This is a genomic window from Streptomyces sp. NBC_00239, from assembly GCF_036194065.1.
GTDB lineage: Bacteria > Actinomycetota > Actinomycetes > Streptomycetales > Streptomycetaceae > Streptomyces.
In genome coordinates this window covers 8,167,004-8,180,460 of sequence record NZ_CP108095.1, presented here as the reverse complement: position 1 = coordinate 8,180,460, position 13,457 = coordinate 8,167,004, and the positions used below count along the sequence as shown (strand labels likewise).

Annotated in this window: 16 protein-coding genes and 2 pseudogenes; 8 read left to right on the top strand and 10 right to left on the bottom strand. The window is 70.6% G+C overall.

The annotated features are described in order from the left end of the window. Window positions 1-2,238 (top strand): catalase, encoded by a 2,238-nt coding sequence (locus tag OG764_RS36170; protein WP_328972573.1) that lies wholly within the window; start codon window positions 1-3, stop codon window positions 2,236-2,238. Between the two features lie 79 nt (window positions 2,239-2,317). Here the strand turns inward: OG764_RS36170 and OG764_RS41830 are convergent. Both OG764_RS41830 and OG764_RS36165 read right to left on the bottom strand, forming a co-directional pair. Next, window positions 2,318-2,416: pseudogene (locus OG764_RS41830) on the bottom strand (IS5 family transposase); the annotation flags it as partial. A gap of 20 nt (window positions 2,417-2,436) precedes the next feature. Beyond that, window positions 2,437-3,252 (bottom strand): sulfite exporter TauE/SafE family protein, encoded by an 816-nt coding sequence (locus OG764_RS36165; RefSeq protein ID WP_328972572.1) that lies wholly within the window; start codon window positions 3,250-3,252, stop codon window positions 2,437-2,439. 153 nt (window positions 3,253-3,405) lie between these two features. Between OG764_RS36165 and OG764_RS36160 the strand changes: the two genes are divergently transcribed. Next, window positions 3,406-3,576: a hypothetical protein gene (locus OG764_RS36160; protein WP_328972571.1), complete on the top strand. Its 171-nt coding sequence runs from the start codon at window positions 3,406-3,408 to the stop codon at window positions 3,574-3,576. A gap of 143 nt (window positions 3,577-3,719) precedes the next feature. On the opposite strand, the gene OG764_RS36155 is transcribed toward OG764_RS36160, so the two are convergent. Then, complete coding sequence (locus tag OG764_RS36155) at window positions 3,720-4,193, bottom strand: hemerythrin domain-containing protein (protein WP_328972570.1); 474 nt, start codon at window positions 4,191-4,193, stop codon at window positions 3,720-3,722. Window positions 4,194-4,581: 388 nt separating this feature from the next. Here OG764_RS36155 and OG764_RS36150 point away from each other — a divergent pair, with 388 nt between their 5' ends. Continuing rightward, complete coding sequence (locus OG764_RS36150) at window positions 4,582-5,829, top strand: PP2C family protein-serine/threonine phosphatase (RefSeq protein ID WP_443056154.1); 1,248 nt, start codon at window positions 4,582-4,584, stop codon at window positions 5,827-5,829. A gap of 379 nt (window positions 5,830-6,208) precedes the next feature. Here the strand turns inward: OG764_RS36150 and OG764_RS36145 are convergent, their stop codons facing one another. The 3 genes and pseudogenes from OG764_RS36145 to OG764_RS36135 all read right to left on the bottom strand — a co-directional run. Continuing rightward, complete coding sequence (locus OG764_RS36145) at window positions 6,209-6,775, bottom strand: SPW repeat protein (RefSeq protein ID WP_443056153.1); 567 nt, start codon at window positions 6,773-6,775, stop codon at window positions 6,209-6,211. 232 nt (window positions 6,776-7,007) lie between these two features. After that, window positions 7,008-7,607 (bottom strand): hypothetical protein, encoded by a 600-nt coding sequence (locus OG764_RS36140; RefSeq protein ID WP_443056152.1) that lies wholly within the window; start codon window positions 7,605-7,607, stop codon window positions 7,008-7,010. Window positions 7,608-7,768: 161 nt separating this feature from the next. Next, window positions 7,769-8,020: pseudogene (locus OG764_RS36135) on the bottom strand (deoxyxylulose-5-phosphate synthase); the annotation flags it as partial. Window positions 8,021-8,146: 126 nt separating this feature from the next. Here OG764_RS36135 and OG764_RS36130 point away from each other — a divergent pair. The 5 genes from OG764_RS36130 to OG764_RS36110 all read left to right on the top strand — a co-directional run bounded on the left by OG764_RS36130 (window position 8,147) and on the right by OG764_RS36110 (window position 11,257). Then, complete coding sequence (locus OG764_RS36130) at window positions 8,147-8,377, top strand: DUF6480 family protein (protein ID WP_328972568.1); 231 nt, start codon at window positions 8,147-8,149, stop codon at window positions 8,375-8,377. 379 nt (window positions 8,378-8,756) lie between these two features. Continuing rightward, window positions 8,757-8,957, top strand: a complete 201-nt coding sequence (locus OG764_RS36125) for a hypothetical protein (RefSeq protein WP_328972567.1) — start codon at window positions 8,757-8,759, stop codon at window positions 8,955-8,957. 234 nt (window positions 8,958-9,191) lie between these two features. After that, window positions 9,192-9,932, top strand: a complete 741-nt coding sequence (locus tag OG764_RS36120; RefSeq protein WP_328972566.1) for a class I SAM-dependent methyltransferase — start codon at window positions 9,192-9,194, stop codon at window positions 9,930-9,932. A gap of 294 nt (window positions 9,933-10,226) precedes the next feature. Further along, complete coding sequence (locus OG764_RS36115; RefSeq protein WP_328972565.1) at window positions 10,227-10,604, top strand: profilin; 378 nt, start codon at window positions 10,227-10,229, stop codon at window positions 10,602-10,604. A gap of 77 nt (window positions 10,605-10,681) precedes the next feature. After that, complete coding sequence (locus tag OG764_RS36110; RefSeq protein WP_328972564.1) at window positions 10,682-11,257, top strand: DUF2231 domain-containing protein; 576 nt, start codon at window positions 10,682-10,684, stop codon at window positions 11,255-11,257. A gap of 60 nt (window positions 11,258-11,317) precedes the next feature. Here the strand turns inward: OG764_RS36110 and OG764_RS36105 are convergent, their stop codons facing one another. The 4 genes from OG764_RS36105 to OG764_RS36090 all read right to left on the bottom strand — a co-directional run bounded on the left by OG764_RS36105 (window position 11,318) and on the right by OG764_RS36090 (window position 13,445). After that, entirely contained in the window at window positions 11,318-11,584 is a 267-nt protein-coding gene (locus OG764_RS36105) for a DUF4235 domain-containing protein (protein WP_328973282.1), read from the bottom strand. 585 nt (window positions 11,585-12,169) lie between these two features. Continuing rightward, window positions 12,170-12,412, bottom strand: coding sequence for a hypothetical protein (locus OG764_RS36100; protein WP_328972563.1), 243 nt, complete (start codon window positions 12,410-12,412; stop codon window positions 12,170-12,172). A gap of 101 nt (window positions 12,413-12,513) precedes the next feature. After that, complete coding sequence (locus OG764_RS36095) at window positions 12,514-12,837, bottom strand: plasmid stabilization protein (RefSeq protein ID WP_328972562.1); 324 nt, start codon at window positions 12,835-12,837, stop codon at window positions 12,514-12,516. 164 nt (window positions 12,838-13,001) lie between these two features. Next, the gene (locus tag OG764_RS36090) at window positions 13,002-13,445 is read right to left on the bottom strand and encodes a DUF2267 domain-containing protein (RefSeq protein WP_328972561.1); all 444 of its coding nucleotides are present in this window, start codon (window positions 13,443-13,445) and stop codon (window positions 13,002-13,004) included. Window positions 13,446-13,457 lie beyond the last annotated feature (12 nt).

Sequence of the window (13,457 nt, the reverse complement as noted above, 5' to 3'; positions counted from 1 at the left end):
ATGACGAAAAAGCAGCAGCCAGCAGAGGACACCGCCGGGAACGAACTGCCGGGCCAACCGGGCCCCGTCCCCCCGTCCCTGGCCGAACCCATGCAGCCGGGGGAACCGCTGCCCCCGAAGCCGGACCAGGACGGCCCCGAGACCGTGAGCCCCACCGGGCAGCCCACCGGCGCCGACCAGGCCCGCGTCGCGCAGAGCGGCGCCTACCTCACCACCGCCCAGGGCGCGCGTCTGCCGGACACCGATCACTCGCTGAAGGCCGGAGCCCGCGGCCCGGTTCTTCTCCAGGACCACCATCTCCGCGAGAAGATCACCCATTTCGACCACGAGCGGATCCCGGAGCGGGTCGTCCACGCACGGGGCGCCGCCGCTCACGGTGTCTTCCAGGGGTACGGCACGGCCGGTGAGGTGTCGAAGGCGGCGTTCCTGGCCAAGGACGTGGAGACGCCGGTGTTCGTGCGGTTCTCCACGGTCCTCGGCTCGCGCGGATCCGCGGACACGGTGCGCGACACCCGCGGGTTCGCCACGAAGTTCTACACCGATGAAGGCACCTTCGACCTGGTCGGGAACAACATCCCGGTGTTCTTCATCCAGGACGCGCTCAAGTTCCCCGACGTCATCCACGCCGCCAAGCCGCATCCGGACCGCGAGATCCCGCAGGCGCAGAGCGCGCACGACACGTTCTGGGACTTCGTGTCCCTGCACACCGAAGCCACCCACCACACCCTCTGGAACATGTCCGACCGCGGCATCCCCCGCTCCTACCGGACGATGGAGGGATTCGGAGTCCACACCTTCCGGCTGGTGAACACGGCCGAGGAGAGCGTGCTGGTGAAGTTCCACTGGAAGCCGAAGCTGGGCGTGCACTCCCTGGTCTGGGAGGAGGCGCAGCTGATCAACGGAATGGATCCCGACTTCCACCGCCGGGACCTCTTCGACGCGATCGAGGCCGGCGCCTTCCCCCAGTGGGAACTGGGCATCCAGGTCTTCCCCGACACCGACGACCAGACCTTCGAAGGCATCGACCTCCTCGACCCCACCAAGATCGTCCCGGAGGAGCGCGCGCCGGTCCAGCCCATCGGACTGATGACCTTGAACGCGAACACGAAGAACTACTTCGCGGAGACGGAACAAGTCGCCTTCCATCCCGGCCATCTGGTCCCCGGCATCGACGTCACCGACGACCCGCTGCTCGCCGGCCGGCTCTTCTCGTACCTCGATACGCAGATCAGCCGGCTCGGCGGCCCCAACTTCGGCCAGATCCCGATCAACCGGCCGCACGCCCCCGTCAACGACATGCTCCGCGACGGCATGCACCAGACCGCCGTCCACACGGGTGTGGCGCCCTACCGGCCCAACAGCCTCGATGGCGGCTGCCCGTTCCTGGCCGGAGCCGACACGGGCGCCTTCGTCGAGACGCCTGTGAAGGTTCCGGCGGCGAGCAAGGTCCGCGAGGCGCCGGCCTCGTTCTCGGACCACTTCTCCCAACCGCGCCTGTTCTGGCTCAGCATGACGCCGCCCGAGCGCGAGCACATCATCGCCGCGTACACCTTCGAGCTGAACAAGTGCTACGAGCGGGCCGTCAAGGAACGCACCCTCCAGGTCCTCGCGAACATCGACCCGCAGCTGTGCGAACACGTCGCCACCGGCCTCGGCCTGCCGGCCCCCTCGGCCACCGAACCGCTCGCCGAGCCCGACCCCAGCCCGGCCCTCTCCCAGATGGGCGGGACCTGGCCGACCGACGGTCGTGTCGTCGGCATCATCGCCGACGCGGAGGCCGACCTGGACGGCGTACGGACCGCACGGCAAGCCGTCCTCGACGCCGCCATGGTGCCCCTCGTCATCGCCCCGACCGGCGGAACCCTCGACCCCGACGGCGATCCGATCACCGTTCAGCGGACCTACGCCACCGCCCGCTCCGTCGAATTCGACGCCCTGCTCCTGGCCGGGGAACCACAGGCGGGCGCAGATGCCTACGGCGCCCGCGACGCCAAGGCCGGCACCGCCCGGCCCCCGCAAGCCGCCGATCCGCGCGTCCTGCTGCTCCTCACCGAGGCGTACCGACACGGCAAGGCCATCGGCGGCTGGAACGGCGCGGAGCGCCTCCTGGAATCCGCCGGCATCACGGCGGACGATCCGGGCATCGCCACCGGCGAAACCAGCACCGCGACCGTGGAGGAGCTCACGCGGGCGCTCGGCGAGCACCGCGCATGGGACCGCTTCCCTGCCGACCTCTGACGAAACGGCGGCGGCCTCGCCGGTCCACCACCCAGATCGGGGCGGGGACCGGCGAGGTCGCTCACATCAGCGGCCCGCCCCAGAGGCCGTACCGCTCCGGAACGTCACGCCACGGGACGCCGGTACGGGTCCGAAATCGTATGCCGATCAAGACCCTGGGCGAGTACGCGCTGCCCCGTCATGCGCCGAGCGGCGACGTCAGTCGTGACGGGCGAGCTTGGCTGCGGAGATCAGCAGGATCACGGCGAGCAACGGGATGAGCACCAGGTCCGGGATGGCGCCGAGGAACAGCCCGCCCAGCACCGCGCCGACGAGGGAACCTGCGGCCATGATCGTGGTGAAGCGGAGGTTCGCGCCGAGGACGGCGAAGCTGCCGTCGCGGCTGTAGCGGGCGAAGGCCACCAGCATGGTCGGCAGCGATACCAGCAGGGACAGGCTTCCGGCCGTTTTGATGTCCTGGCCGAAGAGCAGCACGATCGTCGGGATCAGGAGTTCGCCGCCGGCCACGCCCATGATCGCCGCGACCACCCCGATGCCGAACCCGGCCACCACGCCGCACGGCACCTGTGCCCACCCGGGCAGGGCGAGCGTGCCCAGGGCCGTGGTGTGGGTGACCAGCAGAGCGGCCGCCATGAACACCATCAGGGCGGCGAGCACTTTGTAGAGGGTGGCGGGGCGCATGCGTACCGCCCAGGACGCCCCAACCCACGCCCCGACCAGGCTGCCGGCCAGCAGGTTGACCGCGACCGGCCAGCGGGCGGCCACCTCCGCGGCCGAGACCGCCGCCAGGCGGGTCGCAAGCGCCACCAGGACCACGACCAGGCTCATCGCCTTGTTCAGAATGACGGCTGAGAGCGCCGCGAACCCGAACAGGCCGACCAGCAGCGGCAGACGGAACTCCGCGCCACCCAACCCGATCATCCCGCCCAGAACCCCGATCGCGGCCCCCGCGCCGAATACCACCGTTGCCGACTGGGTCGGGCGAAAGGGAACGAGGTCCTGGTCAGCGGTCATGACCGGCATCCTGGCTGGTCACGGCTCCGTTCTCTACACTGCGACCCCACCTTCAGGGAAAGGCACCGGGCGTCCGCTCGCGATTTGTCCGGACCTCCGAGCCGTGGCGCCGACGCCTGAGCCCGCCCTCTCTGCCCTCACGCACTGCCTGTCATGGCTCTTCTCCTGGTGCTGCTCATCGCAGGGACCACCCTGGTGATCATCGGCGCGAGCGTCGACGGCATGCTCTACCAGCTGTCCATCGGCGTACTGGTTCTCGTCGCCGCCCTCCTCTACTACCTGGCCCGCTCGATGTGGCGCACCACCCACCGCCCAGCCCACTGACGTTCTCGGGCAGGCCTGAGGAAGGGGAGCCGGGGCCCGGCAGGGCGATCTGGTCCATCTAGCTACTCGTCACCAACGTCCTGCGCCAGGGGGGCGGCCGCTCCATGCTCCGTGTCCCGAGCAGGAGGCGAGCCTGCGGTCACCTATTTCTTCGCGCTGGGGACGGCGAGAGGCTCACCCGGGGCCTTCTTCTTCGCCTTCTCCATCTGCTCACCGAGCTCGGTGAGGCGGTTGCGGCCCATCGCCTTGCGGACGTCGGGGAACCACTCCTTCTCTTCTTCCTCAACGTGGTGGCGGACGTTCTCCATCAGGACGCTCATCTTGGCGTCGAAGCGTTCGTCCTTCGGGTCCAGGTCTTTGAGCTCGGAGAGCATCCACAGCACGACGTGGTGCTCCTCGACGCTTTCCAGGACGTGGTCCTTCGTCTCGGGGGCGGCCTCGCGGGCGGCCGGGTAAAAGATCTTCTCCTCGATCCAGGTGTGGGTGGTGAGTTCCTCGATCACCTGGTCCGCGATCTTCCGCTTCTCGGCGTGCGCGTTGTCGCCGGCCTTCTCGAACTGCTTGAACAGCTTCTCGACCGTCTTGTGGTCTTCCTTGAGCAGCACGATCCCGTCCACCAGCGCCTCCTCGGCATTGCCTTACCGGGCGGCGCCGCCCGCCACCCGGACGCCCTGTACCCGGCGTACGGTCGTGTCGCTCGCCCCGGACGGAGGATTGACCCGAACAGGCAACCCGCCTACGCCGTCCGCCGCAGACCGGGAGGATGACCAACACCGCTCCCAACGGGCCGGACGCCTGCTCTCCAGGCTGCTCCGGCACTCCGCGGCCACAGCGACACATGCCGCGTGAACCGCGGCCGCCCCGCTCGCTCCGGGCGGCGTCCGTCAAGGAATCGCGCCACCCCCACGCCGTGACACCTTCGACGTGGTGTACAGGGGGCCGCCAAGCCGAGGCGTCCGCAGCGTGATTTCCGTCGTGCCGCAGGGAAGGGAGCACCCACAACGTATGGAGGTTGACGTGGCGGGTGAGCGGATCGGACTGGCCGAGGTACTGGCAGCGGCTGAGGACGCGGCGCCGGTGCGCTCGCTCGATGTCGTGGCGCAGAATCTGCGCGACCGGTTCGGTGCGCGGTACGTGTCGTTCCTGTTCGTCGACGTGGTGGGCCGGCGCCTGCTGCGTGTCCACGAAGAAGCGGATACGTTCCAGGAACGCCGCGCCGACCAGGTCCCCCTCGTAGGGAGCAGTGTGTACGACGAGGTCCTGCGCGGCCAGAGACTGGTGCAGGAACGGGAGGGCGAGCGCGGGCAGCGGGTACTGGCGCCGGTGACGAACCGCGGCGACACGATCGGTGTCCTGGAGCTGTTCCTCACCCGCGTAACACCGGATGTGCTGACGCAGGTCGAGGAGGCGGCGCACGCGCTGGCGTACATCATCGTCGCCGACCGCCGCTTCACCGATCTGTACCACTGGGGCAACCGCACCACCACGGTCAGCCTGGCCGCGGAGATCCAGCGCCAGCTCCTGCCCTCGGCTCCCTCCTGCGATGCCGCCGAGTTCGCCCTCGCCGGCGCCCTGGTCCCGGCATCCGACATCGCCGGCGACACCTACGACTACAGCCTGGACAGCGACACCCTGCACTTGTCCATCACCGATGCCATGGGCCACGACGTCGATGCGGCGCTCATGGCCACCCTCCTCGTCAGTGCCTCCCGCGGCGCCCGCCGCGCCGGATGCGACCTCGCCGAACAGGCCCGCCAGACCCACCAGGCCCTCCTCGACCACGGCCACCGGTCCTTCGCCACCGGCCAGCTCCTACGCATCGCACTCGACGGGACCGGAGCCCAGCTGGTCAACGCCGGCCACCCCTGGCCGCTGCGGCTACGCGACGGCGCCGTGGATGAACTGCACCTCGCGGTGAACCTGCCCTTCGGCCTCCCCGGCCAAGGCGCCTACCAGGTCCAAGACCTCGATCTGCGCCCCGGCGACCGCCTCGTGCTCTACACCGACGGCATGCAAGAGCGACAAGCCGCGACAGTCGACCTGCCCGCACTCCTGCGCAAGACCGCCACCGAGCACCCGCGCGAAGTCGTACGTACCCTGGTCGCCGCCGTCACCGGCGCCTACAACGGCCAGCCGCCGAAAGACGACGCCACCGTCCTGTGCCTGGACTGGCACGGCACCGGCACCGCCACCGCCACCGGCACCGGCACCCGCACCCGCACCCGCACCGCAGCCCGCCACATGAACCCCTGATCCCGCTGCATCACATCTGCCACATCCCCGCGCACACCCCGCAGAAAGCGTCCCCGGCCTGCCCGACGGCAGCAGGTCCGTGCCCATCATCACCGCCCCGCGACGCCGCCATCCCCTGGGCCCAGCACACACAGCACCAAGAAGCCGCCGAACAGCGAAGCCGCGCGCCGAGCGCACCCCGACCAGCTTGCGGGCTCGGCCTCAGGCGGGCCCTCTGAAAGGGGACTGCTACGGCGCCCGCCTCATGGGCGGGCGCCGTAGCGTCCTGATCTCCTGATCTCCAGGATCCGCCGGGGGTTGCGCGGCATCTACCCGGGGTTCCCCGGGCGCGCCGGGGCTGCCCTGGCCAGCCAGTCCGTTCACCTACCGGGCGGGCGTGTCAGCGGTCGCCGGGCATGGAGCGGTGCGCCCGTGCGCCGGGCCGGTTGTCGGCGCGGTCGCGGGCTCCGGAGGCCGCAGCGAGGGCGAGGAGCGTGGCGATGGCTCCGGTGATGAGGTTGCTGGTGATCGAGCGGGTATGAGCGACGTCACCGGCAACCACCCAGGGCGCGACACAGGTCCAGATGCCAATCGCGGCCGCGGCCCAGGCCATGGAATGGGTCCGCTCGTAGGAGCTGCCCAGACCGCCTAGAAGGAGCGTGTAAGCAATACCTGCGATCAGATTGGTGACGGCGAGTGTGGTGAACCCGTTGAAGCCGACTATCCATGGAGACGCCGCGAGATAGAGGCCGGTGACCACAGCGAGGGCCTCCACCATCTGAGCGCGAGGAGTCGCGACGGCGCGGTCGTGCCGGGCCCGCAGTTCCATCAGGTCAGGGTGTTCCTCGATGGGTACGCGATGGGTCGACGCCATGATGACCTCCAGAGAAGGAGTGATTTCCGCACGACGCCTACCCATAAAAACGGGATAAATGAGTGGAAAAAGCAATTTTCCGATCACGACCATCGCGGTCCTCCAGGCGGCGCAGCACACCTACCCAGGGCCAGCCGCGCCGGGCATCAGACGGCGGGCGCCGGCAGCCCGTCGCTCAAGTCGCCGGCCGCGCCGACGGGACCGGGCAGGTGTCAGCGGGCAGGTGTCAGGCGGGCGCCGGCTCCCATTCCGAGGGAGCCGAGCCCGGGTGCTGTGAGCGAGGGAACTTGTCGAAGTGGCCGTGGTGCTGCGCGGGCGTGCTGGTTCAGGTGGGGTAGCCGATCTCGGTGAGGTCCTGGGCCAGGTCGGCGAGCTCGACGTCCGGGTTGAGGGCGGCGATGATCTCCGGTGTCAGCGGGTGTTGGGCCAGGAGGGCGCGGACGACTTCGACGTCGACGGATGTCTCGTAGTACTCGCAGGCCCATGCCGCGTAGGCGTCGGGCGTGCGGTCGACGAGGAGCTCGAAGAGCGTGTTCGCGCCGTCGGGGTCACCGTCGCCCCCTGTGGGGAAGGCGACGGTCCCGGTGCTCCAGGCGGCGTCGCCCGTCCCTCGCCACAAGCAGCACGTGAGCGTGGGGGTGCCGTCTTCCTGGCAGAACGCGGGCTCGGTGACGTACGGACGGAAGACTTCCGGCACGTCGTCCAGGACGCCCGGCCACACCTGGGGGACGCCCATACGGGCCCACGGGCTCATGAGGGATTCCCGGTCGAAGCCCCGAACGTAGGCACCGGCAGGCGAGAACACGATCGAGTACTCGCTGCCCATTCCGTCGCGCATCGACGCCATCTGCTCGCCCTCGTCCCAGTGAGCGTCGAAGGAGTAGAACCGCGCGTCCCACTCCGGGCTGAGCACGGCGTCCAGCATCGCCAGGCCACGGCAATGTGCGCGAAGATCCTCAATGCCCGGAAGAAGCCGGGCCACATCGTGTGCGGTCACCCGCCCATTCCACCCCATCGACCGCCAGCAGCCGCCCCGCGCCCTCACAGCACGCCCGCGCGCAGCCCTCGCAGGCCGGTTGCAAGCCGCTACGGCAGGTCCCGCTGTACGAGGGCCACAGCGACCGGCACGCCAGTGCGGTGCGCGTGCGCCATCCGTTCGCGCACATCGCGCAGAGTTCGGGGCCGGTATCCGGGCCCACCGCAGTAACGCTTGTGGAAGCCGATACCGGCGTTGAGCAGCACGGCCAGGGTCCGCCACGCTGCGGTGTCCCGCCGACGGGGCGTGGCGAACGCCGATCCTGCCTGAATCATGGGCTTCGCACAGCGCGGACAGATCCGCTACGTGCACGGCGCGAGTGTCCTGACCCCGCACCGACAGACACCGCATGCTCACCGACCGACACATCATGGTGGCCGCCCCCGTGGGGCAGGCATGCTCGCCCTGATTCCGGGGACACGCCGAATATGAGTACCAACAGTCCGGATCCTGATCCCCGCACCACCCCCGGTCTGGAACCAGGCGGCTCGGTGCCACCCGGCGAGACCCCTCCAGCCGAGGCCAGCACCGCCTCCGGCGCCGGTCCGTACCGCCCGCTCAAGCGCGGCTGGTCCAAGGGGCCACTCGTGATCATCCTCGCCGTCGCGGCGGTCGTGGCCCTGTTCTTCCTGGTCTACGGGATCGTGCTGGCCCTTTAGCGAGGCACCAGGCCCGCTCCACGCCGCCGGCCCGACGACCGGCTTTCAGCTCTGACCCGGACGACCGGGAACGTCGGCCGGGGCGACGAGCCGTCGGATCGCGAGCACCACACCCCCTCGCACTGCCGGAGGGCGGCCGGGCACGGCGCCGCCCTCCATGCGTATCCAGCGTGAGCTTCAGTGCCGAGCAGTCCGCCGCGCTGAGCTGCGACGAGCCCTCCGGTCCTCCCAGGTGGCCATCACCTTCGCCGGCACACACTGGACTCGACGAGCGACGTCAAGCCGCCCCTTAGGGAGTCGCGTTGCCGCAGACCGCGTACACGTTGACGAAGTCGGCCTGGCCTGGGTGCGGCCGCCGTCATCAGGGACAGCCCGGACGATGAGCGTCCTCAACCACGCGTCCCCGTCCAGCGGCGGGCTGGCCGGCCTCCTCAAGGTCCTGGCCGTACTCCTCCTCGTAGGTGGCCCGGTGGCATCGCTCGCCTGGGCGCTCAGCCTGCTGCGCCGGTTCACCAGCACCCCACTGCTGGCAGCAGCGATCCTCTCCTCGCTACTGCTCCTCAGGCTGCTCCTGCGGTAACCAGCAGGCCGGAAGCCATCGCTTGCCCCTGCTCGGAGCAACACGCGCGTTGAGGTCCGAGGTCCGGGTGCCCGATCGTCTCGCGCACCCGTCGGGTCCGGACCGCCGGCCAGCAGGGACCACGACGCCGGCGTGCACGCAGCGATGACCACGAGGCTCGTGTCGGTGGGCCGAGGGCCGGCCTGCGCCCTAATCGGGTTGACCGCCCCCGGCAGGCAGTGCTGGAGTCGGCACGTGGACAGCATCCCCGCCAACCGGCGGTTCTGGAACCAGATCAGCAGCGCCTACCAGCACGAGCACGACCCGCAGATCGGCGCCACACCCCGGCTGTGGGGCATGTACTCCATCCCCGACGCGCACCTGCACGCCCTGGGCGACGTCACCGGCAAGCGCGTCCTCGAACTCGGCTGCGGCGCCGGCCAGTGGTCCAGGGCGCTCGCCGCCGAGGGCGCCACCGTTGTCGGGCTCGACCTGTCCGAAGCCCAACTCGCCGCAGCGGCCCGCGCGATGGGAGCGGCCCGCTATCCGCTCGTGCAAGGCGCCGCCGAACAACTCCCCTTCACCGCCGAAAGCTTCGACCTGGTGTTCTGCGACTTCGGCGGGCTCAGCTGGGCGCCCCCGCACCTGGCCGTCCCGCAGGCCGCACGCGTCTTGCGCCGAGGCGGGCGCCTGGTCTTCAACGTCGCCAACCCATGGTTCGAAGCCTGCTACGACGAGGCCGCCGGCCGCGTGACCACGACGCTGCAGAAGGACTACTTCGGGCTGAACACCATCGCCGAAGGCAACGGCGCGATCAGCTATCAACTCACCTACGGCGACTGGGTCAGGATCCTGCGCGGCGCGGGTCTCATCATCGACGACCTCATCGAGCCGCGACCCGAACGCGGAACACCCAACGGCTACAACGAAACCGAACCACCCGACTGGGCACATCGCTGGCCGGCGGAACTCCTCTGGGCAACCCACAAGCCGTAAGTTCCGCCGCCGAGACGTGCAGGGGCGGCTTGCCGGGAGGGACACGCCTCGTCGCCGCCCAGGTGGTCCGGCCGGGTGCGCAGATACCTTCCCCGGGTGGTGGACGGTGATGCGTTCCATGACCGGGATGAACTGCGGGGCGTCGCCCCCACTGGCCCGGCGAACGCCCGCGAACGCGCCCGAGATCTTTCGCCCCTGCCTGTGTTCGCGGCTCGCCCCGGGGAAGGCGCAGGGTGCCGGTGCCACTGCCGGTGCCACTGCCGGTGCCGGTGCCGGCGGGAAAGGGGTGACGAGATGGACGGGGCGGCGGAACTGCGACGGGGCCTTGACTCCGGCTGTGTCGCGGAGGCCGAGATCCTGCGGATGGACGGCACTGTACGCACGTCGACGGCCGGGTTCCTGACCACGGTGCAGGAGGGAAGACGACTCGTGGGGCTCTTCGAGGCACCGGCCGATGCCCTCGCCGACGGAATCTCGGTCGGCGGTGAGCGCTACGTGGCCGCCGAGGCGAGCCGGCACCTCCTGCACGGCAAGCGCGGGGGCCGCGGCGTCGTCGCCGTACGGCGGCCTCCGTTCGTAGTGGTGGGTCTGTATCGGGAAGGCCAGCAGTCAGGGGACGCCCTCTTGGCCGTGGACCAGCTCGCCGCACTCCTCGCGGCGGCTTCCCACTGAACACGCCCCGGCAGCGCGGCAGCCGGGAGCCCCGTGACACGCAGGCAAGGCGGAGCGAGGCTGGGTAGGTGACACCCATGGACACACAGATCACGACCGTGAAGACGGGCCCGGCGGCGGCCCTGGAGACGGCGTCCGCAGCGTGGCTGAAGACCTTGGACCGCATCGAAGGCGCCACGGTCGCGGATCCGGTCGTACGCGGCCTCCAGCGGGCCGTACGGGCTGTTCCGCTGGGCGGCGCACGCGATGTGCTGCGGGGCAGGCCGCTGGGTCACCCGCTGCATCCCGTACTGGTACAGGTGCCGGTCGGCTGCCTGCTGTCGGCCGGAATCATGGACGTTGTGCCCGGCGGGCAGCCCGCGGCAGCGACGCTCACGGCCGTGGGTCTGGCCGGAGCCGCGCCCTCGGCCGTTGCCGGCTGGGTGGACTGGGCGGATCTCCCCTTGGAACAGGCTCGGGTCGGGCTGGCCCACGCGGTGTCGAACGTGGCCGTGATCGCTTGCTACACGGTGTCTCTCGGAGCCCGGGTGCGAGGTCACACGGTCAAGGGCCGCATGTGGTCCCTCGCGGGGCTGGCGGCACTCGCCGTGAGCGGCGCGCTGGGCGGGCACGTAGCCCACCGGCGGGCGACGGGTCCGGACGCGCCGTCCTGACGCTGTGGCCCGGACGCAGGCCAGGCGGAAGCGTAGGACACGCCCGCACGGTGGAACAGTTCAGGCGGGCCAGGTGCCGGTGACCCGCTTGGCGGCCACGGCTCCGCCCCGGTCGATCAAGGCCTTGACCGTGGCGAAGACGGCACCCTGCAGCGCGGCGGCGATGAGCACCTCCCGCCAGCTGCGCCCCTCGTCGGTGGCGTTCGGCGCGTCGTCGTCGTGGCCGAGCCGCTTCCAGACCTGCTTGAACGCGGTACTGGCCAGCGCGCCACCGGCGGCGCCGAGAACCAGGCCCACGGGTTTGTACGCGATCTTCGATGTCTTCACCATTGCCTCCGTCCGGGCGATCCGCTGCGTCGAGGTCCCGCCGTGTGCGGCGAGCCCGGGACCGGAACGCGTCGGGTGGCGTCTGCCCGGTGTCGCCCCCGGCTAACGCGGCGATCCGGAGCAAGCAGCGGGCGGGCATCCGTACGCCTGCTCGCCAGGGTGCCCGCGAGGGGGCGATGCTGTACCCGCACAACGCCGCCCGGGCGAGGGCGCCGGCGGCAGCCTCGGTCCGGTGGAGCGGGGTGTGGAGGAAAGTACCGAAGAGTGCGGCGTCGCCGACGTCGCACGCCACCCTGCACAGGGTGGCCGCGCGGCGCGTCTCGGTGGTCGTGGCGGCCAGCATCCCGAGCCCGATCACGGTGTCGCGGGCCGCGAGGGCCCTTATCAGGAGCGTGCTCTCGGCCGGGGTGCTGCCGTCGTCCTCGGTCACCATGCCGCAGGGCATCGCCAGCCACTGGGGCTTCGCCAAGATCGCCGCCCCGTACAGGGCGGTCGCCCCGCCGAGCAGCCGGGAAAGTCGTTCGTGCACGGCAGACTCCTTCCAGTCGGGCCCGGGCGCGCCCCGCCCTCCCGCGGCGAGCCCCTTCAGGCGGAACGGCCGTCGTCTCTCCCGCTTCCGCTTCGGGACTTCGCGGCCGCGCCGCGCTGTGCCTCGGTGTTCGGCGTCAGCGCATCGCCGGCTTCGCCGTCCTGCGTGCGGGGAAGCACTGCCTCTTCGGCTTCCTTGCGGGCTTCCGGGTCGCCGCTCTCGCCAGGCGCCTGTGACGGAGGGGTCGGCTTGCGGCTGTGGTCCTTGCTGCTCATGCCGCTGTGGTTCTTCCCGCTCATGGTGGGGCTCCCGTCCTCGGCTTCCGTTCCGTTTCGTGGCATCACGGCCCGCCCCCGCGCGGCTCCCGGTGGCCCCGGGAGGCGCGGGCGGGCATCGACGTTCAGTGGCCGAGGGCCCGCTTGAGTTCGGCCTTGTCCATCGTGGAGCGTCCCTCGATGTTGCGCTGCTTCGCCTCGTTGTACAGCTGCTCCTTGGTGGGGCCCTGCGAGCCGCTGTGCGAGCGCTGGCCGCCCCGCTTCGACGAAGACATGTCCTGTGTCGAGGACCGGCTGGCGGTCTTCGACTCGCCGGAACGGGCGCGTTCCTTGTTGACCGTGCGGGCCGCGATCTCCTTCGCCCGCTTCGTGCTCTCACCGCGCTGCTCGGCGCTCTCCTTGATGTGCTCGTACTGCCGTTCGCGCTTGGGACTGGAACCGCGGGGCATGGCCACTCCTCGTCTCGTGCCTGCCCGGTGGTGGCTCCACCGGGCCCCGCCGTGCGCCTGCCCGTACGAACGCGGCTGACACCCGCAAGCCGCCCCGCGCACAGAACGGGCCCCGGCCGGTTGGCCGGGGCCCGGCCTGGTGCGCGGAGGGCGGCCGGGTGGGATCAGCAGGCGTGCTGGTGCTGCCGCAGCTCTGCCTGGCCGAAGAGGAGGGCGTAGCCGCCGGGGAGCTGGTCGAGGATCCGGGCGAGGAGATCGGGCCCGGCCAGGCGCGCCACGATGGCGAGCACGGCGCCGGTGTCCCAGCGGGCGACGGCCGGTGAACTCCCGGTGCGGGAGGCCATGTCCTTGACGAAGCCCCAGCCGGTGAGCTGTTCGGTGTCGGGGACCTGGGCGGTCAGGGCGAGGGCGGCCTCGACGGGCAGGCACTGGGCGAGGTCGACGCGTTCGTCTCCGGTGATCTGCCGTCCGAGAGCGGCCAGAACGGTGCGGGCAGCTTCCTCGGCGCGTTCGCGGGTGGGGTAGGCGCCTTCGTAGCGCACGCGTTCCAGCATCTGTTCGAACGTCATGGCCGTGAGGGACGGGTTCGGTCGAGGCTGGTCGTACATCGTGCTGCGGTT

Bases quoted from the DNA above. Each gene is read 5' to 3' on its own strand.
- OG764_RS36140 (WP_443056152.1), bottom strand. From the start codon at position 7,607: ATGCTGGACGCCGTGCTCAGCCCGGAGTGGGACGCGCGGTTCTACTCC.
- OG764_RS36115 (WP_328972565.1), top strand. From the start codon at position 10,227: ATGGACGGGGCGGCGGAACTGCGACGGGGCCTTGACTCCGGCTGTGTC.
- OG764_RS36125 (WP_328972567.1), top strand. From the start codon at position 8,757: ATGAGCGTCCTCAACCACGCGTCCCCGTCCAGCGGCGGGCTGGCCGGC.
- OG764_RS36150 (WP_443056154.1), top strand. From the start codon at position 4,582: ATGGAGGTTGACGTGGCGGGTGAGCGGATCGGACTGGCCGAGGTACTG.
- OG764_RS36130 (WP_328972568.1), top strand. From the start codon at position 8,147: ATGAGTACCAACAGTCCGGATCCTGATCCCCGCACCACCCCCGGTCTG.
- OG764_RS36165 (WP_328972572.1), bottom strand. From the start codon at position 3,252: ATGACCGCTGACCAGGACCTCGTTCCCTTTCGCCCGACCCAGTCGGCA.
- OG764_RS36170 (WP_328972573.1), top strand. From the start codon at position 1: ATGACGAAAAAGCAGCAGCCAGCAGAGGACACCGCCGGGAACGAACTG.
- OG764_RS36145 (WP_443056153.1), bottom strand. From the start codon at position 6,775: ATGGTCGTGATCGGAAAATTGCTTTTTCCACTCATTTATCCCGTTTTT.
- OG764_RS36100 (WP_328972563.1), bottom strand. From the start codon at position 12,412: ATGAGCGGGAAGAACCACAGCGGCATGAGCAGCAAGGACCACAGCCGC.
- OG764_RS36095 (WP_328972562.1), bottom strand. From the start codon at position 12,837: ATGCCCCGCGGTTCCAGTCCCAAGCGCGAACGGCAGTACGAGCACATC.
- OG764_RS36110 (WP_328972564.1), top strand. From the start codon at position 10,682: ATGGACACACAGATCACGACCGTGAAGACGGGCCCGGCGGCGGCCCTG.
- OG764_RS36090 (WP_328972561.1), bottom strand. From the start codon at position 13,445: ATGTACGACCAGCCTCGACCGAACCCGTCCCTCACGGCCATGACGTTC.
- OG764_RS36160 (WP_328972571.1), top strand. From the start codon at position 3,406: ATGGCTCTTCTCCTGGTGCTGCTCATCGCAGGGACCACCCTGGTGATC.